The 20146-nt window shown below is 69.7% G+C and carries 20 protein-coding genes and 1 riboswitch; of the genes, 8 read left to right on the forward strand and 12 right to left on the reverse strand.

The features are described from left to right. Positions 1-101: 101 nt before the first annotated feature. The 3 genes from JOE30_RS02100 to JOE30_RS02110 are packed head-to-tail and all read left to right on the forward strand — an operon-like array spanning position 102 to position 2457. Positions 102-698: a peptide deformylase gene (locus JOE30_RS02100; protein ID WP_027506240.1), complete on the forward strand. Its 597-nt coding sequence runs from the start codon at positions 102-104 to the stop codon at positions 696-698. Next, positions 695-1612 (forward strand): GNAT family N-acetyltransferase, encoded by a 918-nt coding sequence (locus JOE30_RS02105; RefSeq protein WP_204869191.1) that lies wholly within the window; start codon positions 695-697, stop codon positions 1610-1612. Before JOE30_RS02100 ends, JOE30_RS02105 begins: the two co-directional genes overlap by 4 nt. Before the next feature lie 11 nt (positions 1613-1623). Then, the gene (locus JOE30_RS02110; protein WP_204869192.1) at positions 1624-2457 is read left to right on the forward strand and encodes an exodeoxyribonuclease III; all 834 of its coding nucleotides are present in this window, start codon (positions 1624-1626) and stop codon (positions 2455-2457) included. On the opposite strand, the gene JOE30_RS02115 is transcribed toward JOE30_RS02110, so the two are convergent. Both JOE30_RS02115 and JOE30_RS02120 read right to left on the reverse strand, forming a co-directional pair. After that, complete coding sequence (locus tag JOE30_RS02115) at positions 2364-2744, reverse strand: GNAT family N-acetyltransferase (RefSeq protein WP_204869193.1); 381 nt, start codon at positions 2742-2744, stop codon at positions 2364-2366. The two genes, JOE30_RS02110 and JOE30_RS02115, sit on opposite strands and share 94 nt — an antisense overlap. A gap of 87 nt (positions 2745-2831) precedes the next feature. Further along, entirely contained in the window at positions 2832-3158 is a 327-nt protein-coding gene (locus JOE30_RS02120; protein ID WP_027506238.1) for a GNAT family N-acetyltransferase, read from the reverse strand. Between the two features lie 209 nt (positions 3159-3367). Here JOE30_RS02120 and thiD point away from each other — a divergent pair, with 209 nt between their 5' ends. After that, on the forward strand, positions 3368-4222 hold the full coding sequence (thiD, locus tag JOE30_RS02125; protein ID WP_204869194.1) for a bifunctional hydroxymethylpyrimidine kinase/phosphomethylpyrimidine kinase: 855 nt from the start codon (positions 3368-3370) through the stop codon (positions 4220-4222). Here the strand turns inward: thiD and JOE30_RS02130 are convergent. From JOE30_RS02130 to thiO, 7 genes are all read right to left on the reverse strand, one after another. After that, the gene (locus JOE30_RS02130) at positions 4184-5002 is read right to left on the reverse strand and encodes an adenylate/guanylate cyclase domain-containing protein (protein ID WP_204869195.1); all 819 of its coding nucleotides are present in this window, start codon (positions 5000-5002) and stop codon (positions 4184-4186) included. The genes thiD and JOE30_RS02130 overlap by 39 nt on opposite strands. 42 nt (positions 5003-5044) lie before the next feature. Next, positions 5045-6529, reverse strand: a complete 1485-nt coding sequence (locus tag JOE30_RS02135) for a M28 family peptidase (protein ID WP_204869196.1) — start codon at positions 6527-6529, stop codon at positions 5045-5047. A gap of 25 nt (positions 6530-6554) precedes the next feature. Continuing rightward, the gene (locus tag JOE30_RS02140) at positions 6555-7349 is read right to left on the reverse strand and encodes an ABC transporter permease (protein WP_204869197.1); all 795 of its coding nucleotides are present in this window, start codon (positions 7347-7349) and stop codon (positions 6555-6557) included. Further along, the gene (locus JOE30_RS02145; RefSeq protein WP_204869198.1) at positions 7346-8329 is read right to left on the reverse strand and encodes an ABC transporter ATP-binding protein; all 984 of its coding nucleotides are present in this window, start codon (positions 8327-8329) and stop codon (positions 7346-7348) included. The genes JOE30_RS02140 and JOE30_RS02145 overlap by 4 nt, the downstream gene beginning before the upstream one ends. 103 nt (positions 8330-8432) lie before the next feature. Then, positions 8433-9191 carry a thiazole synthase gene (locus JOE30_RS02150; RefSeq protein WP_204869199.1) on the reverse strand — a complete coding sequence of 253 codons (759 nt, stop codon included), beginning with the start codon at positions 9189-9191 and terminating at the stop codon, positions 8433-8435. Continuing rightward, the gene (gene thiS, locus JOE30_RS02155) at positions 9184-9390 is read right to left on the reverse strand and encodes a sulfur carrier protein ThiS (RefSeq protein ID WP_204869200.1); all 207 of its coding nucleotides are present in this window, start codon (positions 9388-9390) and stop codon (positions 9184-9186) included. Before thiS ends, JOE30_RS02150 begins: the two co-directional genes overlap by 8 nt. Before the next feature lie 9 nt (positions 9391-9399). Beyond that, positions 9400-10494 (reverse strand): glycine oxidase ThiO, encoded by a 1095-nt coding sequence (gene thiO, locus JOE30_RS02160; RefSeq protein WP_204869201.1) that lies wholly within the window; start codon positions 10492-10494, stop codon positions 9400-9402. Further along, positions 10487-10594: riboswitch (TPP riboswitch) on the reverse strand. (Overlaps the previous gene by 8 nt.) 106 nt (positions 10595-10700) lie before the next feature. Between thiO and thiE the strand changes: the two genes are divergently transcribed. Next, a complete protein-coding gene (gene thiE, locus JOE30_RS02165) occupies positions 10701-11384 on the forward strand; it encodes a thiamine phosphate synthase (protein WP_204869202.1) in 684 nt (227 codons plus the stop codon). A gap of 3 nt (positions 11385-11387) precedes the next feature. Here the strand turns inward: thiE and JOE30_RS02170 are convergent, their stop codons facing one another. Continuing rightward, positions 11388-12080, reverse strand: a complete 693-nt coding sequence (locus JOE30_RS02170; RefSeq protein ID WP_204869203.1) for an NUDIX hydrolase — start codon at positions 12078-12080, stop codon at positions 11388-11390. Positions 12081-12198: 118 nt separating this feature from the next. Here JOE30_RS02170 and JOE30_RS02175 point away from each other — a divergent pair, with 118 nt between their 5' ends. Genes JOE30_RS02175 through JOE30_RS02185 form a run of 3 tightly spaced genes read left to right on the forward strand, consistent with a single transcriptional unit; the run spans position 12199 to position 16828 of the window. After that, positions 12199-13509: a hypothetical protein gene (locus JOE30_RS02175; protein ID WP_307806029.1), complete on the forward strand. Its 1311-nt coding sequence runs from the start codon at positions 12199-12201 to the stop codon at positions 13507-13509. Next, positions 13509-14504 carry a glutamate ABC transporter substrate-binding protein gene (locus JOE30_RS02180; RefSeq protein ID WP_204869204.1) on the forward strand — a complete coding sequence of 332 codons (996 nt, stop codon included), beginning with the start codon at positions 13509-13511 and terminating at the stop codon, positions 14502-14504. Before JOE30_RS02175 ends, JOE30_RS02180 begins: the two co-directional genes overlap by 1 nt. Before the next feature lie 2 nt (positions 14505-14506). After that, positions 14507-16828: a serine/threonine-protein kinase gene (locus JOE30_RS02185; protein WP_204869205.1), complete on the forward strand. Its 2322-nt coding sequence runs from the start codon at positions 14507-14509 to the stop codon at positions 16826-16828. Here JOE30_RS02185 and JOE30_RS02190 read toward each other — a convergent pair whose 3' ends face one another. Together JOE30_RS02190 and pta are read right to left on the reverse strand one after the other, a co-directional pair. After that, entirely contained in the window at positions 16829-18016 is a 1188-nt protein-coding gene (locus tag JOE30_RS02190; protein ID WP_204869206.1) for an acetate kinase, read from the reverse strand. Then, positions 18013-20130: a phosphate acetyltransferase gene (gene pta / locus JOE30_RS02195; protein WP_204869207.1), complete on the reverse strand. Its 2118-nt coding sequence runs from the start codon at positions 20128-20130 to the stop codon at positions 18013-18015. Before pta ends, JOE30_RS02190 begins: the two co-directional genes overlap by 4 nt. Positions 20131-20146 lie beyond the last annotated feature (16 nt).

Consider the following 20146-nt stretch of genomic DNA (forward strand, 5'->3'; position numbering starts at 1 on the left):
ACCACGGACGGGGCTTCGCGATGCGGCGACACCGCGGCGCGTCTCGGACCGGCCGACCGGACCAGAATTTGTCCACCGGGCGGGCAGTATCCTTCTGGACCATGGCAATTCTCCCCATCCGTATCGTCGGTGACCCGGTGCTGCACACCCCCACCCAGCAGGTCACGGCGTCGCCCGCGGAACTCGAGACGTTGATCGCGGACATGTACGACACGCTCGAGGCCGCCAAGGGTGTCGGACTGGCCGCCAACCAGGTGGGTGAACCGCTCCGACTGTTCATCTACGACTGCCCCGACCACAGCGAGGACGGCACGGTGACGCGCCGCCGCGGCGAGGTGATCAACCCGGTTCTCGAGACGTCGGAGATCCCGGAGACGATGCCCGATCCGGACGACGACGACGAGGGGTGCCTCTCGGTTCCCGGCGAGCAGCACCCGACGGGTCGGGCCGAGTGGGCGCGGGTCACCGGAACCGACGCGAAGGGCGAGCCCGTCGACATCGAGGGGCACGGCTTCTTCGCGCGCATGCTGCAGCACGAGGTGGGCCACCTCGACGGGTTCCTCTACGTCGACGTCCTGGTCGGCCGCAACGCGCGGGCGGCGAAGAAGGCCATCAAGAAGAACGGGTGGGGCGTACCCGGGCTGAGCTGGATCCCCGGCACCGTCGCGGATCCGTTCGGCCACGACGACGACGAGTGACTCCGGACGCCCCGGTTCCGGGTTCGCGGGTGGTGGTGCGATACCGCCTGCCGGACGGGTCGACCCCACCGTTCACCGACGTGATCGGCGTCCTCACGGCGTCCGGCACCGCGGTGACCGTGCAGCCGGAGTCCGGTGACCCGGTGACCGTGCCGACCGAGCGGATCGTCGCACTCAAGGCGTTGGCCCCTCGGCCCGTCCGCAATTCGGAGATCCGCGGGCTCGAGAGCGCGGCGGCCGATGCGTGGCCGGGCCTCGAGCAGGAGTGGATCGGTGGATGGCTGCTCCGCGCCGGCGCCGGCGTGACCCGGCGGGGCAATTCCGCGAGTCCCCTGCGTCCTGACGCGTCGGTGATCGACCTACCGGCCGTCGCCGCCTGGTATCACGACCGGGACCTGCAGCCCTCGCTGTCGTTACCGGACCGACTACTCCGGCCCCCGGCGGGATGGAACCTGTCGGCCGAGGCGCTGGTGCTGACGCTGCCGATCCCGTCGTCGACCGGGCCGGACACGCACACCGAGCGCATCGCCGTGCCCGACGACCGATGGCTGGCGCACCATCCTCGTTACCGGGATCGCCCCGATCTGCTCACCGCGGTCCGCGACGGCGTCGTGACATTCCTCCGACGAGGCGACGCCGCGGTCGCCCGCGCTGCCGCCACCGCATCGCCGACCGGGCGACGCTGGGTCGGCATCACCGCGGTGGCCACTCGGCCCGAGGAGCGTCGGCGCGGTCACGCGGCCGCGGTGTGTGCCGAGGCGATGCGGTGGGGAGACGCCCGGGGTGCGACGCACGCCTACGTCCAGGTCGAGGTGGACAACGACGAGGCGCGATCGCTGTACGAGCGCCTCGGCTTCACCGAGCATCATCGCTACCGCTACGCGAGCCCGGAGGGTGTCACCGCCCCGGGCTAGGGTCGCTCACCGTGCGCCTGGCTACCTGGAACGTGAACTCCGTCCGCTCGCGAGTCGACCGCATCGTCGACTGGCTGGGGCGCTCCGACGTCGACGTTCTCGCGATCCAGGAGACGAAGTGCAAGGACGAGCAGTTCCCCTACCAGCGCTTCACCGACATCGGGTACCAGGTCGCGCACGTGGGCACGAGTCAGTGGAACGGTGTCGCCATCGCGTCACGCGTCGGGCTCGACGACGTGCAGATCGGGTTCGAGAACCAGCCGGGGTTCAGCAAGGACCCGGAGGTCCCGCCCGCCGACGAGGCTCGGGCCATCGGCGCGACCTGCGGGGGCGTGCGCGTCTGGAGCCTGTACGTCCCCAACGGACGGTCCCTCGAGGACCCGCACTACCGCTACAAGCTCGACTGGCTCGCGACGCTGCGCGACGACGCCCGGTCGTGGCTCGCCGCCGATCCGCAGGCACGCATCGCGTTGGTCGGTGACTGGAACGTCGCCCCCACCGACGACGATGTCTGGGACCCGGCGCTGTTCGAGGGCCGCACGCACACCTCGGGACCGGAGCGCGACGCGTTCCGAGCCATCGTCGACGAAGGGTTCGCGGACGTGGTGCGACCGTTCACCCCCGGGCCCGGTGTCTACACCTACTGGGACTACACGCAGCTGCGCTTCCCGCGCCGCGAAGGGCTCCGCATCGACTTCGTGCTGGCCTCACCCGCACTCGCGGCGCAGGTCACCGACGCGTCGATCGATCGTCAGGAGCGCAAGGGGAAGGGCGCCAGCGACCACGCGCCGGTCGTCGTGGAGCTGGGCGGGGACGCCGCGGTGACCGAGCCGGCCGGGGCCTGATCGGCCACCATGACGAGGTACTCGATGTTCGCACCGATGAATCGGCGCACGTAGGAGCACTGCGGCCAGATCGACAGGTCACCGATGCGCAGGATGTCGAGGGCGCCGCGCACGAGGACCGCTGCCCACCCGTGGTCGCCGAACTCCTCCTTGACGACGGTGTGCTGGAGCACGACCGTGTCGCTGTCGGGTGCGACCTCGTACGCGAGGATGCCGACGAGCGCATCGCCGACGGTCAGGACGAAGCGCGAGTTGCTCGGATCGTCCGACACGAGACTGGTGTCCATGACAACAGTTCACCACCGATGTTGTGACGGATGGTGTTCCTGGGACTGTTGATGCGCAATCGCGACGAAGTCGTCACGGTGTCGAGATCAGTCGGCGGTCACCATGTCGCGATACTCGGGGTTCTCGGCGACGAAGCGCTGCACGTAGGTGCAGACCGGCTTCACCTTCCACCCGTAGCCGCGAGCAGCATCGAGGGAGTTGCGGACCATGATGGCGGCGAGGCCGCGATGCCCGAAGTCCTCGGTGATGACGGCGTGCATGAAACTGACGACGGGCTGACGACGCGCACCGCGTCCGATGGAGTCGACGGGGAAGTACCCGACGATCCCGACGAGGTCACCGTTGAGCCGGAGCTCGAACCGGTTCTGGTGCGGGTTGTCTGTCACATCGGTGACGGGCGCATCCGACAGCATCATCTTCTCCTGGCGGCCGTGGGGCTCACCCGGTTCCTGTGCGAACCCGGGCGCGGGGCGGGACACGTGCAGCCTCGTCGCCGCGGTCGTGTGCATCACATGGGTGCATGTGACGTAGACCACTATTGCACAGGATTCGCGTCTCCGCCGGGGGAGCGGGTGAATATGTGGCGAACTCACGGGAAAAGCGCTCGAGTACAGTTCGGCATGTGACAACGCTGCCTCTGGCACCTTCCGGGACGACGCCGCGGCGCGTCCTCACCATCGCCGGCACCGACTCCGGCGGCGGCGCCGGAATCCAGGCCGACTCGCGCACCATCGCGCTGTGCGGACTGCACGCCTGCGTCGCGGTCGCCGCCGTCACGGTGCAGAACACGGTGGGAGTCAGCGGTTTTCACGAGATCCCGCCGGCCGTGGTGGCCGACCAGGTGCGAACGGTGGTGTCGGACATCGGCATCGGCGCGGCCAAGACGGGGATGCTGGCGTCCACCGCCATCATCGAGGCCGTCACCGACGTGTGCACCGAGGTCGGGATCGGCCGCGGTGGCTCGGTGCCCCTCGTCGTGGACCCGGTCTCGGCGTCGATGCACGGCGATTCCCTCCTGCACGCCGATGCACTGGATGCGTTGCGCACCAGACTCATTCCTCTTGCCACGATCGTCACGCCCAACCTCGACGAGGTCCGGCTGCTCACCGGCATCGACGTCGAGGACGAGGCGACGGCACGACGGGCCGCCGAGGCACTGCATGCCCTGGGCGCCCAGTGGGCCGTCGTCAAGGGCGGACACCTGCGGACCTCGTCGTCGAGCACCGATCTGCTCTTCGACGGCGAGCGGATGCTCGAGTTCACGAACCCTCGGATCGACACGGGCAATGATCACGGTGGCGGCGACACCCTCGCTGCAGCGCTGGCCTGCGCCCTCGCCCACGGCTACGCGGTGCCGGACGCGTTCGAGTTCGCGAAGGAGTGGGTCACGAAGTCGCTCGAGGCCGCGTACGACCTCGGCCACGGGCACGGCCCGGTCTCACCGCTCTGGCGACTGCACCAGTCGGCTGATGCGTAGGTCCTCGGGCACACCGGTCAGCTTCGGCGAGAACAACCCGCGCCGGTAGGGCTTGGTGGCCAGCCCGACGGTGTCCAACACCTCGGGTGACACCAGATCCAGCGCGACGTTCGAGATCATGACGTTGCCGTCGGCACCGGTCTGCATGACGCGCGCGGCCACGGTGACGTCGACGCCGAGCCAGTCCGATCCGACGGCGCGCGGACAGCCGGTGTGGATGCCGACGCGCATCCGCGGCGTGTAGCCGTTCACGTCGACACGGGCCAGCGCCGTCTGTGCCTCGAAGACGGCCCGCACCGCGTTGTCCGCGCTGGGAAAGACGGCCATCAGCCCGTCCCCCAGACGTTTGACGATGTGACCGCCGCGGTCGAGCATCGGCCGCTCGACCGCACGGGCCACCTGCTTGAGCAGCACCAGCGTGGTGGCGTCTCCGGCGGAGAGCGACCACGTGGAGAAGCCGACGAGATCAGTGAAGACGATGGTCACCTCGCGCTCACCACGCCCACGACCCGCGCGTTCGAGCACCGCCTGCCACACCTGGAGCGCACCCAGCGAGAGTTCCTTCGAGGCGCCGGGAGCGTCGCCCTGCAGCCGGTCGGTGACTCGCGCGACCATCCGCGCGGCTCCGGGTCCGGCCGTCGAGAGCGGATCGCCGAACGACGGATCACCGGGCAGCACCCCGCGTACGCGGCGGACCAGTTCGACCACCCGCGGCGTCCGGTTGACGGTGCGGGCAGCCTCGGCGGCCCGACGGGCGGCGTCACCAGCGCTGATCTTCACCGCTCGACCTTATCTTGTCGTTACTCCGAGTGACAGTAAACGTCACTCGGCCTGACGGGCCGCGTCTCGATCGGCACCCACGGGGACGCCGTTCGGGCCCGTCACCGACTCGGCGTACGTGCCGATGCCGTAGGCGACGGCCTTCGAGTTGATGCCGAGAGCCTCCCGGTCGACGTTCTCGAGCGTGTCCTCGGCGGTGTGGTAGTTCGGGTCGAAGGGCTCGTTCGCCGTCCCGCCCCAGCGCGCGGCCTGCCCCTCGGTCTTCACGTCGTCCGCGCCGCTGAAGACACCGCCCGAGGGAATGCCGACCTCGATGAAGGGGCCGTAGTCCGAGCGCCCGTCGAAGTCGGTGCCGTCGGCGTCCTGCGTCGTGAGCTGCTCCTCGAACACGCGCTCGATCGCATCCGAGCCGGTGGGGCCGGCGGGTTCACCGACCTGATCCGAATCGTCTCCGTCGTAGACGAGGTAGCCGGCGTTGTTCGACCCGACCATGTCGAAGTTCAGGTAGAGCGCGATCGCGGCCTTGTCCTCGTCGGACAGTCCCTCGACGTACTTCGTGGATCCGACCAGACCGAGTTCCTCCGCGCCCCAGAACCCGAAGCGCACGGCGTTGGTCACGTCCGGCGAGCCACCCATCTGCAGCGCGGACTCGAGCACGGCGGCGGTACCGGTGCCGTTGTCGTTGATGCCCGGGCCCTCGGGGACCGAGTCGAGATGCGCTCCCGCCATGACGATGTTCTCGGTGGACCCCGTCGTTGTCTGCGCGAGAATGTTGCGGCTGGTCGTGGTCTCGGTCTCCGCGGCCAGCGTGATCTGCGCGGTGGTCGGGGCCGCGGCCAGGGCGGCACCGTCCTCACGGCTGACACCCACCGACGGGATGCGCGCATCCTCCTTCGCGCCGAGCGTGCCGGCGTCGAGCGGACCGTCCTCGTTGTTGGACACGATGATCGCGGCGGCGCCGCGCTCGGCGGCGATCTGCCCCTTCTGCGCGAAGGAGCACACCCCGCGCGGGACCAGAGCGACCGCGCCGGTCAGCGTGAGGCCGTCGTAGTCGGTGGCCTCGCAGCCGGGTGAGTCGTCGGCGGGGGCCGCCACGATCGGACCGGAGACCCCGCCGGCGGCCGTGGCCGGGGAGTAGGTGAACGCACTGACCGGAACGTCGCGGTCGGCGGCGCGCAGTGCCACCGAGTCGAGGGTGTAACTGTCGAACGAGAACTCGGGCGTCTCGACGTCGAAGCCGGCGTCCCGGAGCTTGCCGGCCACGTAGTCGACGCTCGCGTCGTACCCGGCGGTGCCGGCAGCGCGATTCCCGTCGTGGGCGTCGGCGATGTCGGAGAGCTCCTGCAGGTGGCCCACCACCGCATCGAGGGTGACGCCCTCGGACAGCGAGGAACCCGTGACCGGTGCAGCCACGGGTTCCTCGGACGGGGTGGCTCCCTCACCGGACGAGCCGGAGGAGCAGGACGACAGGGCGAGCACTCCCGCCGCACAGATCGCGAGGGACAGGGTCGATCGTGTCGTCCGCATGAACGTCACCCTAACGGCAGAGCGGTCACGCGTCTCGCTTGTTCACCACCACCACTGCGGCGCCGAACACGACGGCGACGAAGGCTGCGAAGTAGGCCAGGCTGCCCCACGGTCCCCAGTGATACTCCACTCCGCCGGGCGAGCCGAGGAAGTTGTTCGCGTTCATGAACGGGAGGAAGGGCATGATGTCGCGCCCGATGCTGCCGAACAGGTTGAACAACGACTCGATCAGCAGCGGCCACAGGAGCAGAAGCGCGATCGCGGCGGCCGACTGTCGCAGCAGCGCACCGACTCCCACGGCGAGGACGACGCACAGGAAGGCGTAGATCGGGACACCGTAGACGGCGCGCCACGCATCCGAACCCTCGAGCACCAGCGCGGCGCCCGCATCGGGACCGGCCGTCGCCTTCGCGATGTAGAACGCGCCCAGCGTGAGCACCAGGGACAACACCGCGCCGAAGACGCCGATGAGCAGTGCCTTCACGCCGAGTACCGAGGCGCGGCTGGGGATGGCCTGGAACGTGGTCCGGATGATGCCGAAGCGGTACTCGCTGGTGATCGACAGCGCCGCGAGGATCATGAGTACGAGAACGCCGAATCCGCTGACGCCGGCGACCGCGTCAGCGAGGGTCGGCAGGTACGGCTCGAAGCCGGGGTCGTTTCCGGCGGCGATGTCGTTCTGCACGGTGGTGACCGTCGACTTGGCCGTGATGCCGATGACGGCCCCGATGCCCAGCCCGAGCGCCACGATGATGGCGGTGCACCACCACGGCGACTTCGTCGAGGTGAGTTTGATTCGTTCCGCTGCAAGCACACTCATCGCAGTGCCCCTCCCATTGAATCCGACCGGCCTCCGGCCTGCCCGCTCACGTCGTTGTCGGTACCGGCGCCGTGGTACTGCACGTCGTCGCCGGTGAGTTTCATGAACGCGTCCTCGAGCGAACCGTGCTGGGACGCCAGCTCGTGCAGGACGATGTTGTTGCGCGCGGCGATCTCGCCGATCGCCTCCGTGGTGGACTCGGCCACCACGAGAGTCGGATGCACCTGATCGAGACTGCTGGGCTCCTTGACCGTCAGACCTGCCGACGTGAGCGCGCTGCGCAGGGCGTCGAGCTGGGGGCTGCGGACGCGGACCGACGCCTCCGAGGCGCGGTCGACGAACTCCTGCACGGACGAGTCCGAGATGAGCCGGCCACGGCCGATGACGATCAGTTGTTCTGCGGTGAGCGCCATCTCGGAGAGCAGGTGCGAGGACACCAGCACGGTCCGCCCCTCGGCGGCGAGTCGCTGCATGAACTTGCGGATCCAGACGATGCCCTCGGGATCGAGTCCGTTGACCGGCTCGTCGAACATCAGGACCTTCGGGTCACCGAGCAGCGCACCGGCCAGACCGAGTCGCTGCGACATGCCGAGCGAGAACCCACCGGCCTTCTGCTTGGCCACCTCGGACAGGCCGACGAGGCGGAGCACCTCGTCGACGCGGGACGTGGCAATGCCGTTGGAGGCCGCCATCCACTGCAGATGAGCGCGAGCGGATCTGTTGGGGTGCACCCACTTCGCGTCGAGCAGAGCGCCGACGGTGCGAATGGGATTCTTCAGCTCGCGGTAGGGCCGGCCCTCGATGAGTGCCGTGCCGGACGTGGGCTGATCGAGTCCGAGGATCATCCGCATCGTGGTGGACTTGCCGGCACCGTTGGGGCCGAGGAAGCCCGTCACGATACCCGGGCGCACCGTGAAGGAGAGATCGTCCACGGCTTTCTTCGCGCCGAACTGTTTGGTCAAACCTGTCACTTCGATCATGTGCATCAGGATGCCCGAGCAGAACCACCGACCACATCGCTCCCGGGTCTCGACCCGGGTCATCCGAAGGGATGACGCGACCCTGAGCCGCCCCCGGTGGTGGTCAGTCGACGTCGGGCGAGGATGCCTGCGCCCAGAACCGCTTCGGGATCCGGCCCGCCAGCGCCGCCGATCGTCCGCCGCGCACCGCATCGGCCATGGCGGAGGCCATCATTCGCGGATCGCGAGCGCGTGTCACCGCGGTGGCGAGCAGCACCGCCGAGCACCCCAGCTCCATGGCGAGTGCCGCGTCGCTCGCCGTACCGATCCCGGCGTCGAGCACCACGGGAACCCCCGCAGCCGAGGTGATCATCTCGATGTTGTGCGGATTCGCGATGCCCAGACCCGTGCCGATGGGCGATCCGAGCGGCATTACCGCGGCACACCCCACGTCCTCGAGGCGACGCGCGAGCACCGGATCGTCGGTGGTGTAGGGCAACACCACGAAATCATCGTCCACGAGCTGCTCCGCGGCGCGCACCAGCTCGATGGCGTCGGGCAGGAGGGTCCGCTCGTCGGCGATCACCTCGAGCTTGATCCAGTTCGTCTCCAACGCCTCTCGTGCCAACTGCGCGGTGAGCACCGACTCGGCGGCGCCGCGACATCCCGCCGTGTTGGGCAGCAGGGCGATGCCGAGGCGCGTGAGGAGATCGAGCACCCCGGTGCCGCCGGCGGCGTCGACGCGGCGCAGAGCCACGGTGGTGAGTTCCGTCCCCGATGCGACGAGGGCCTCCTCCAGCACCGCGAGATTGGCCGCGCCCCCCGTCCCCATGATCAGGCGGGAGGAGAAGGTGCGGTCGGCGATGGTCAGCTGATCAGCCACCCTGCACCGCCGTCAGCACCTCGATGGTCCAGCCGCGGCCCACGTCCTCGCCCCACCGCGAGCGCGGCAGCACGATTCCGTCCACCGCCACGGCGATACCCTTCTCGGGAAGACCCAGCTGGGTCAGCATGTCCTGCACCGTCGTGCCGGGCTCGAGGTCGTGATCCGCACCGTTGACGGTGACACCCACTGCGATCATGTTCGTCTCCTACCGTGCCCGAGTTCGCGTGAGACTCGGAAACCGTTCGGGGAGAGCGCATGCCGCTTCCGCCAACGGCTCGCCCTCCAGTTCTGCCACCACGGCGTCCGCCGTGACGGGCGCGAGCAGCACCCCGTTGCGACCGTGGCCGGCGGCGACGACCACACGGTCGTCCAGCCGCCCGACCACGGGGATGTTGTCCGGGCTCCCCGGTCGCAGACCCGCCGCCGTCTCCGCCAACTCGTAGTCACCGACGGCAGGGAACACGGCCTCGGCGTCCGCCAGGAGATCGCGCACGCCGGCGACGGTCACGGCGGTGTCGTCGCCGTGCTCGTACTGCGTCGCACCGACCACCAGTCCGTCGCCGCGGGGTACCAGGTACACCGCGCGACCGTTGACGCTCGCGCGGACGGTCCGCGTCGGCGCGCTCGCCGAGCCGGAGCGCGCACGCAGGCGCAGGATCTCGCCCTTCACCGGCCGCACCGGGACGCCCGGCAGCAGACGGGACGTCGACCACCCCGCGGCGACCACCACACGATCGGTGGTGAGCGCATCGAGGTCGGTGACGGGAGCACGTATGATCTGCACTCCCCGGTCGCGGACCGCGGACTCCAACGCGAGCACCAACGCCCGGTTGTCCACCGACAACTCCCCCGGCGCCGACAGGCCCAGACGAACGCGCGGAGACAGCGACGGCTCCAGAGTGCGCACCTCGCTGCGCGAGAGGATCTCGAGATCGTGGCCCTGCGCACCCACCCAGTCGGCGACGGTGCGCAGGTCCGCCGCGTCGGCCGAGTCGAACGCGACGGTCAACGACCCACTCGACACGACGACGCCTCGACCCGCGAGGTCAGCACGCAGCACCGGATCGTGCCACCGCCGCAGCGACGCGGAACCGAGTGCCAGGAGTGCGTGTTCGCCGGGCCAGCCCTCGGACAGCGGAGCGAGCATGCCGCCCGCCACCCAACTGGCGGCGCCGTCGCCGACAGCGCGCGCCCCGAACGTCGGGTCGTGCAGGGTGACGGACCATCCCGCCGCCGCGGCGGCGCGGGCGCAGAAGAGGCCGATCACCCCGCCGCCCACGACGGAGACGGATCGCTGCATGAAACTCACTTCCTCCGCCGGCATGACCCGGGTCAGGTGGTTACGGTCTGGGCGCTCTCGCCCACTCTCAGCCCCGGCCGGGACTCCCGTGTTCGTTCCCCTTCACACTAACCGGCTGATGACCCGACCGGCCTCCGGCCTTGCCGGCTGATGACCCGACCGGCCTCCGGCCTCCCCGCAGTACAGGTGGTACTACATTCACACTCGTGACGACTTCGAGGATCACCGCCCGCGAGCGGCTCGCCACCGCCCGGCTGTATCTCTGCACCGACGCCCGCCGCGACACCGGCGACCTGGCCAAGTTCGTGGACGCGGCGCTGTCCGGGGGCGTCGACATCGTGCAGCTCCGCGACAAGGGGTCGGCCGGGGAGAAGAAGTACGGCGCCATCGAGGCGAAGGAGGAGCTCGCCGCTCTCGCCGTCATCTCCGCCGCCTGCCGTCGCCACGGCGCGCTGATGGCCGTCAACGATCGCGCCGATCTCGCGCTCGCCTCGGGCGCCGACGTGCTGCACCTCGGCCAGAACGATCTGCCGGTGCACTACGCGCGCCGCATCGTGGGCCCGGACGTCGTCATCGGGCGCTCCACCCAGAACCGGGCGCAGGCCACGCTCGCCGACATCGAGGACGGCGTCGACTACTTCGCCACCGGTCCGGTGTGGGCCACTCCCACCAAGCCCAATCGGTCGGCCGCGGGCCTGGACGTCGTGCGCGAGGTCGCCGAGTCGCATCCCACCCGGCCGTGGTTCGTCATCGGCGGGGTCGAGGAGAACAACGTCACGCAGGCGCTCGAGGCGGGCGCGTCCCGCATCGCGGTGGTGCGGGCCGTCACGCAGGCTCGCGACCCCGAGGCGGCGGCCCGTCGACTGCTCGATCTGCTGCCGTCGGTCTGACCGTCAGAGTCCGGCCGGCGACAGGACGATGACGTCGGCGGGAACTGCCGAGCGCACCGCGTCGTCGGCCGTCACGACGACGATGCGCAGTTCGGTGTCGTTCCGGACGGCTGCGAGCGCCGCGTCCACGTTCTCGGCCCGCACGGTGTCGACGATCCACCCGAAGCTGCCGACGGCGAGCCGCACGGTGCGCGCCGGGAGTTCGTCGGGGGCGTCGGCGGCCAGGACCGCGCGGACGGGCACGGTGCGCAACGACGGCCAGCTCTCCGCGAAGGCGGGGTGCAGCGGCAGCAGGTCCACCTCGTGCTCGGCGACCCACCGCAATTCGGTGCTCTCACCGTTGGGAACCGTGTCGAGCTCGTGCTCCGCGTCGGCGATCACGGTGGTGTAGGACCATCCCGAGTCCTCGACCTTGGTGACGTGCTCGTCCCGCACGGTCAGCAGGTCGTCGGTGATGCCCGCCTCCTCGCCGGCCTCGCGCACGGCCGCGTGGACGGCGCTCTCGTGACTGTCCCTGGCACCACCGGGCAATGCCCACGTCCCGCCCTGATGACTCCAGGCCGCACGGTGCTGAAGCAGCACCACGGAGCCTGCCGACTCGGTCGGAGCCCGCAACAGCAGACCGGCCGCACCGTGTCGTCCCCAGTGCCGGCTCCCGTCGCTGCTGAACACCCAGCCGTCCCCGTCACCGCGCATGGTCCACCGTCCGCATTCCCCCACCCTATTGCTCCTCGCGTCGCCTGTGCTCGGACCACGGTGGGCCTATGCTCGAATCCGGACATGAGGGCGACCGATCGCGCGGGAAGGGGTCGAGGTGTCACAGCAGACGAGTGCGCTGACTCTGCGCGCGCCCGTCGACACCCGCTCCGAACGGTCGGAGTTCCTCCGTTCCACTCCCGTCCGCCTGTTGGCAGTGGGTCTGCTGGTCGTCGCGACGCTCGTGACCACCGCTCTCGTGACGACGCTGTCGGTGTCCGACCGCCAGCGCACCCTCGAACTGCTGCTCGCGCGTACCGAACCGCTGTCCGATGCGGCGCAGAACCTGTACGTGCAGCTGTCGGTCGCGGACGCGACGGCGGCGACGGCCTTCCTCTCGGGCGGCCTGGAACCCGGCGACGTTCGCGGTCGGTACACCGACTCGCTCGGAGCGGCGGCCGGCGAGGTGGTCCGCGCGTCCACCGGACTCGCGAGCGACGACGCGACGTCGCGGCAACTTCTCGCGACGATCTCCACGAATCTGCCGCTGTACGCCGGCATCATCGAGACCGCGCGGACGAACAACCGCGTCGGCAACCCGGTGGGTTCCGCCTATCTGGCCGAGGCGTCCACCCTCATGCAGAACACGATCCTGCCGTGGGCCGAGGAACTGCACGCGGAGAAGTCCGGTGACGTGTCGGATGCGCAGCGCCAGTTCGCGACGCCGCCCTGGTCGGCGTTCGTCGTGCTGGGCATCACCGTGCTCGTGCTCGTCGGCGCGCAGATGTTCCTGAGCCGGAAGACCAAGCGCACCGTCAACGTCGGTTTCGCGGGAGCCACGGTGGGCGTCGTCCTGCTGCTCGGCTGGATGCTCGTCGCGGGACTCATCTCCTCGACCGCCACCGACCGCGCTCTGGTGCGCGGTGCCGAGCCGCTGGACCTGCTCACCACCAGCCGGATCCTCGCCCAGCAGGCGCGCGCCGACGAGACCATCGGCATGACGCGACGCGGCGGCTTCGCCGACTACGAGAAGTCGTACTCCGACGCGGTGTCCGGCCTCGCCGACACCCTCGGCACGCTCGCGCACGACGACGACACGCACAGCCCCCGGATGGACGACGCCCGCGCGCTGGTGTCGCTCTGGACCACCTCGCACGATCGGATGAACGCGTCGCTGGACGGCGGCGACTTCGACACGGCCGTCACCATCGCCACCGGAACGGCTGCCGGCGACTCCAGCGACGTGTTCGGTCGGCTCGACTCGGCCCTCGTCGAGGAGATCGAGGCGTCCCGCGCGTCTCTGCGAGACGACGTCCAGCGTGCGTCGGGCGTGCTGGCCGGCCTCACCGTGGGCACCGGCATCGTGTGCGGCCTGGCCGTGCTCGCCGTCGTGGGCGGTATGTGGTCGCGTATCCGGGAGTACCTGTGATGCGCGGCGCGTCGGGACGGACGGCCCGCCGCGCGGCCGTGATCGCTGCCGCGCTCCTCCTCGTCCTGACCGGCTGCGCGGACACCACGCCGGTGCCGGAGGCGCCGGACCGCGCCACCGTCGCCGAACCGCTGCCCGACGGGGCCACCGGCGTCACCCCGGGCGCACCGATGCCACCGGCGGAGGACTGCGGCGACCCCCGCGCGAGCCTGCGGCCCAATTACGCGGCTCCCGACGGCGCACCCGTGCCCGCTCCGAACGTCGACGCGATCCGCGCCCGCGGGCGCCTCGTCGTCGGGCTGGACACCGGCAGCAATCTGTTCAGCTTCCGCGATCCCGTGAGCGGTGAGATCGTCGGCTTCGACGTCGACATCGCCCGCGAGGTCGCCCGGGATCTGTTCGGGGACCCGGACCGGCTGGAGTACCGCATCCTCGCCTCCGCCGAGCGGATCGACGCCCTGGCCGAGGGCGAGGTCGACATCGTCGTCAAGACCATGACCATCACGTGTGCCCGGCGCGAGCGGGTGACCTTCTCCACCGTGTACTACCAAGCGGACCAACGGGTCCTGGCCGTCAAGGGCTCGGGTATCACGGGCGTCGGCGACCTCGGCGGTCGGCGCGTGTGCGCCGCGGCGGGAACCACGTCACTGCTGCGCATCCAACGTCTGCAACCCAGTGCACAGATCGTCAGCGTGCCCAGCTGGGCGGACTGTCTCGTGGTGCTGCAGCAGGGCGGTGTCGACGCCGTCAGTACCGACGACGCGATCCTCGCCGGACTCGCCGCCCAGGATCCGTATCTGGAGATCGTCGGGTTCTCCATCGCCGCCGAGCCGTACGGGATCGGCGTGACGCTGGGTCACGACGACCTCGTGCGCGTCATCAACAAGACGCTCGAACGCATTCGCGGCGACGGCACCTGGAACCGCATCTACACCCAGTGGTTGTCCGTCCTCGGCCCGTCTCCCGGCGCGCCCTTCCCCTCCTACAACGGTTGATCATGAGTACCGAACCCGATCTCGAGGCGACCCGGGCCTCGTTGCGCGACGAGGATCCCGACGCGACCCGCGCCGCACTGCGCGAACAGGACTCCGGCGCGACGAGGGCCTCGGTGCGCCCCGAGGACGACGATGCCACGCGGGCCGCGCTGCGCGAGGACACCACCGGGCGCACCTCCCGGCCGAGCCGCCGTGTGCGGACCGGAAAGCGCCGCCGCCTCGGGGGTGGGCTGGTGGAACTGCCACGCATTCCGGAGGTCGATCCCGCGACCGCGGTCATGTCGGACCCCCGCGTCCCGGAGAGCAAGCGGTTCTGCTGGAAGTGCAACGCCCCCGTCGGACGTAGCGTCGACGGCCGACCCGCTCATCCGTCGGGTGACTGCGACAGATGCGGAACGCATTTCGACTTCTCCCCGCTGCTCGAACCCGGCGAGATGGTGGCCGGTCAGTACGAGGTGCAGGGTTGCATCGCGCACGGCGGACTCGGGTGGATCTACCTCGCCATCGACCGCAACGTGAGCGATCGATGGGTCGTGCTCAAGGGCCTGCTGCACTTCGGCAACGCCGAGGCGCACGCGGTGGCGATGGCGGAACGCCAGTTCCTCGCCGAGGTGACCCACCCCGGCATCGTCAAGATCTACAACTTCGTGGAGCATCCCCGCCCCCTCGCGCCCGGCTCCCGGGAGACGCCGTCGTCGACGGGGTACATCGTCATGGAGTACGTCGGCGGCCGCACGCTGCGCCAGATCATGACCGACAACCCGGCGCGCACCAAACTGCCTGTGCAGGAGGCCATCGCCTATCTCCTCGAGGTGATGCCCGCGCTGGCCTACCTGCACTCCATCGGCCTGGCGTACAACGATCTCAAACCCGAGAACGTCATGGTGACACAGGACCAGATCAAGCTGATCGACCTGGGCGCGGTGAGCCAGCTCGAGGACTACGGCTATCTGTACGGCACGGCCGGGTACCAGGCGCCGGAGATCGTGCGGACCGGACCCACGGTGGCCTCCGACATCTTCACCGTGGGGCGCACTCTCGCGGTCCTGACGCTCGACATCGCCTCGGAGCACGGGCGGTACGTCGACGGCATCCCCGAGGACGCTCCCGTTCTGCAGGAGTACCAGTTCTTCGCCCGGCTGCTCCGACGCGCGACGGCCGCCGACCCGCTCACCCGGTTCCGCAGCGCCGACGAGGCCGCGAGTCAGCTCAGTGGTGTTCTGCGCGAGATCCTCTCGCAGCAGACGGGGGACAGCCACCCGTCGCTGTCATCGGTGTTCAGCCCGCAGCGCACCACCTTCGGCACCGACGAGCAGGTCGCCGTCACCGATGTGTACATCGACGGACGGCACCGCGTGGCCAGGCTGGATCCACGCGACGTGGTGGCCGCGCTTCCCGTCCCCCTGATCGACACGTCGGACCCGAGCGCACAACTCATCGCCGCGGCCGTGCACAGCGAACCGCACCAGACGCTCGACTCGCTGCGCCTCGCCCGGGAAAACGGCCTCGATCGCACCGTGGGCGACGACTCGGTCGGGTCCGTGGAAGCGGTGCTGACCGAGGCCCGCGCGTATCTCGATCTGAGCGAGGGCGATTCGGCCGCGGAGGTGATGCGCAGGCTGGACGACGTGACGGGCAACTGGCGCGTCGACTGGCACCGCGGCACCATCGCGCTGCTGTGCCGCAACTTCGTCGACGCCGCCGACAAGTTCGACTCGGTGCTCTCCGCGATGCCCGGCGAGGTCGCACCCAAGCTCGCGCTCGCGGCGACGGCGGAACTGCTGGCGCAACAGACCTCCGACGACGGCCACGACACGTGGTGCGCGCTGGCCGAGACGATGTACACCACGGTGTGGCGGACCGATCGCACCATCGTCAGCGCCGCGTTCGGTCTCGCCCGGCGGCTCGCGGAACGCGGTGCGCTGCTCGACGCCATCATGACTCTCGACCTGGTGCCCGCCACGTCACGGCACTACTCGATGGCACGCATGACCGGGGTGCTGACACTGCTCTCGGGGTCCGCCGCCGACATGGACGAGGGTGCGCTCTACGAGGCGGCGCGGCGCGTCGAGGCGCTGCCGGCGCGCGAACCCCGTGCGCTGCAACTGCGGACGGTCGTCCTGGGCACCGCGCTCGAGTGGATGGAGTCCGGGCACACGCCCGAGTCGACGGTGCCGCTGCTCGGCGTGCCCTTCACACGGGACGGCCTGCGGACGGGCGCCGAGACCGCTCTGCGATCCCTCGCCCGGACCGCGCGCACCCGCTCGCACCGCTTCGCCCTGGTGGACCTGGCCAACGCGGTCCGGCCCAAGTCCCTCTTCTGATCAGCCGATCAGGGCCACCGCGGCGCGGGCGATGGCCAATTCCTCGTTGGTGGGCACCACCAACACCGTCACCGGGGAATCGTCCGTCGAGATGACCCGGATTCCCTTGCCGCGCTCGGTGTTGCGCTCCTCGTCCAGCTCGATCCCGTACATCTCGAGGTCCGCCAGGGCCGCTGCGCGCACCTCGGCCGAATTCTCGCCCACGCCGGCGGTGAACGTGACGACGTCCACGTGGCCCAGCTCGATCATGTACGCGCCGAGGTAGCGCCGCAGGCGATGGACGTACACGTCGAAGGCCAGGGCCGCGGCCTCGTCACCGTCGTCGATGAGGCGCCGGAGCTCACGGAAGTCGGTGACACCGCTCAGGCCCTTGATACCGGAGCGGCGGTTGAGCAGTTCGTCGATGGCGTCGACGTCCATGTCGGCACTGCGCCGCAGGTGCATCACGATGCCGGGATCGATGTCGCCGCTGCGGGTTCCCATCACGAGACCCTCGAGCGGGGTGAGGCCCATGGACGTGTCCACCGCGACGCCGCCGCGCACGGCCGATGCCGAGGCGCCGTTCCCGAGATGCAGCACGATCTGGTTCACGTCCGACGGCGACCGTCCCAGGTACTCCGCCACGCGGCCACTCACGTACTCGTGGGACGTGCCGTGCATGCCGTAGCGCTTGATGTCGTGTTTCGCGGCGGTGGCCGCATCGATGGCGTACGTCGAGGCCGCGGCGGGGAGGGTGTGGAAGAACGCCGTGTCGAACACGGCGACCTGCGGCACGTCGGGCAGCTCCCGGCGCGCCACCTCGATCCCGCGCAGGTTGGCCGGATTGTGCAGGGGTGCCAGCGCACTGAGTTCGTCGATGGTCGCCACGACCGAATCGTCGATGAGAGTCGGCTCGCTGAAGACGGTGCCGCCGTGCACCACTCGGTGCCCCACCGCCGTGATGCCCGCCTCCGCGAGGGGCAGTCCCGCGTCGGTCATCATCTCGAACGCCAGCCGGAGCCCCGTGACGTGATCGGGGATGTCGGTCGTCTTCTCCGTCGTGTCGTCGCCGCGGGTGACGGCCACGCGCCCGTCGGCGTCACCGATGCGCTCGACGATGCCCTGCAGGACACTGTGTCCCGAGTCGGGGTCCACCACCTGGAACTTCACCGACGACGATCCCGAGTTGACGACCAGCACCGTGCTCACTTCGCGACCTCGAGACCGTCGGTACCGGACTGGGCCTGGATGGCGGTGATCGCCACGGTGTTCACGATGTCCTGCACCAGGGCTCCTCGACTGAGATCGTTGACGGGCTTGCGCAGTCCCTGCAGGACCGGTCCCACCGCCACGGCGTTGGCGCTGCGCTGCACCGCCTTGTACGTGTTGTTGCCGGTGTTGAGATCGGGAAAGACGAACACGGTCGCCCGGCCCGCCACCTCGGAGTCGGGCAGCTTGGACTTGGCCACCGACGGGTCGATGGCCGCGTCGTACTGGATCGGCCCCTCCACCAACAGATCCGGCGCCCGGTCACGGACGAGGTCGGTCGCTGTCCGAACCTTGTCCACGTCGGCACCCGATCCGGAATCCCCTGTGGAGTAGCTCAGCATCGCCACGCGCGGCTCGATGCCGAACATCGACGCGGTGGCCGCGGACGAGACGGCGATGTCGGCGAGCTGTTCCGACGTGGGGTCGGGAACCACGGCGCAGTCGCCGTAGGCGAGCACCTTGTCCGCGAGACACATCAGGAAGATGCTCGACACCGTCGAGACCCCGTCCATGGTCTTGATGATCTCGAAGGACGGCTTGATGGTGTGCGCCGTGGTGTGTGCGGCGCCCGAGACCATGCCGTCGGCAATACCCTTGTGTACCATCATCGTTCCGAAGTACGAGATGTCGGACATGATCTCGCGGGCCTTGTCCTCGGTCATGCCCTTGTGCTTGCGCAGCTCGACATACTCGGAGACGAAGTCGTCGGTGTACTCCGAGTCCGTCGGATCCAGCACGGTGGCCTCGGACAGGTCCACCCCCAGCTCCCCGGCCCGGCGCGTGATCGCCGCCTCGTCACCGAGAATGGTCAGGTCGGCCACCTGCCGTTGCAGCAGTCGTCCGGCCGCGCGCAGGATCCGGTCGTCCGACCCCTCGGGCAACACGATGTGCTTGCGGTCGGCGCGGGCCCGGTCGATGAGCTGATACTCGAACATCTGCGGCGTCACCACCGACGGCATCGCGACGTCGAGGCGCCCCAGGATCTCGGCGGCGTCGACGTGGCGCTCCATGAGCGCCAGCGCCGTGTCGACCTTGCGTTGCGATCCGACGGCCACCCGCCCACGGGTCGATGCGGCCACACTCGCGGTGTCGAAGGTTCCGAGGTCGGTGGTGAGGATCGGAAGTCGGGGCTGCAGACCCTCGATGAGCTTGGCGATCATGGGATGTGGTGTCAGCCCGCCGTTCATGACGATGCCGGCCAGCGACGGGAATCCCTCGGCCTCGTGGGCGTTGACGAGCGCGAGCACGACGTCGGAGCGATCGGCCGGGGCGATGACGACGACTCCCTCGGTGAGTCGCTCGAGAATGTGCTCGGCCGTCATGCCGCCGACCATCACGCGCAGGGCCTCCCGTTGCAGCAGTTCGGCATCGCCGCTGTAGAGCTCGCCCTTCATCGCGTGCAGCAGCTCGTCCATGGTCGGTGCGACCAACAGTGGTACCTCGGGCAGAGCCCACGCCGGCACGTCCTCGGTCGAGAGGTGCGCGATGACGTCGTCCAACGCGTCGGGATCGCACCGATTGGCGACGATGCCGGCCAGATGGGCGCGGTGCGTCGACAGTTCCGATCGGCACACGTCGGCGAGGTGGGCGATCTCCTCGGGCGTGCGTTCGGAGCCACGCAGCGCGAGGAGTACCGGTGCACCCAGGTTCACGGCGACGCGCGCGTTGAATCCCAGTTCGCTGGGACTGGCGATGTCGGTGTAGTCGCTGCCCACGATCACCACGGCATCGCACTGGGACGCGACGTCGTGGTAGCGGCGCACGATCTCGGCGAGCGCGGCGTCGGGATCCGCGTGCACCTCGTCGTAGGTGACGCCCAGCGACTGCTCGTACGTGGTGTCCGCGGTGGTGTGGTCGATCATGAGTTCGAGGATGTAGTCGGTCTCGGACGACGATCGAGCGATCGGCCGGAACACACCGACCCGAGCCGTCGAGGCACCGAGCATGCGCAACAGCCCCAACGCGATGGTCGACTTGCCGGTGTCACCCTCGGGCGACGCGATGTAGATGCTGGAGACGGGCGAGCTGGGCGTGTCTGCGGGCGCGGCGACCATGGTCTCAGCCTAATGG

This window comes from Rhodococcus sp. PvP016 (assembly GCF_017832185.1).
Classification (GTDB): Bacteria; Actinomycetota; Actinomycetes; order Mycobacteriales; family Mycobacteriaceae; genus Rhodococcoides.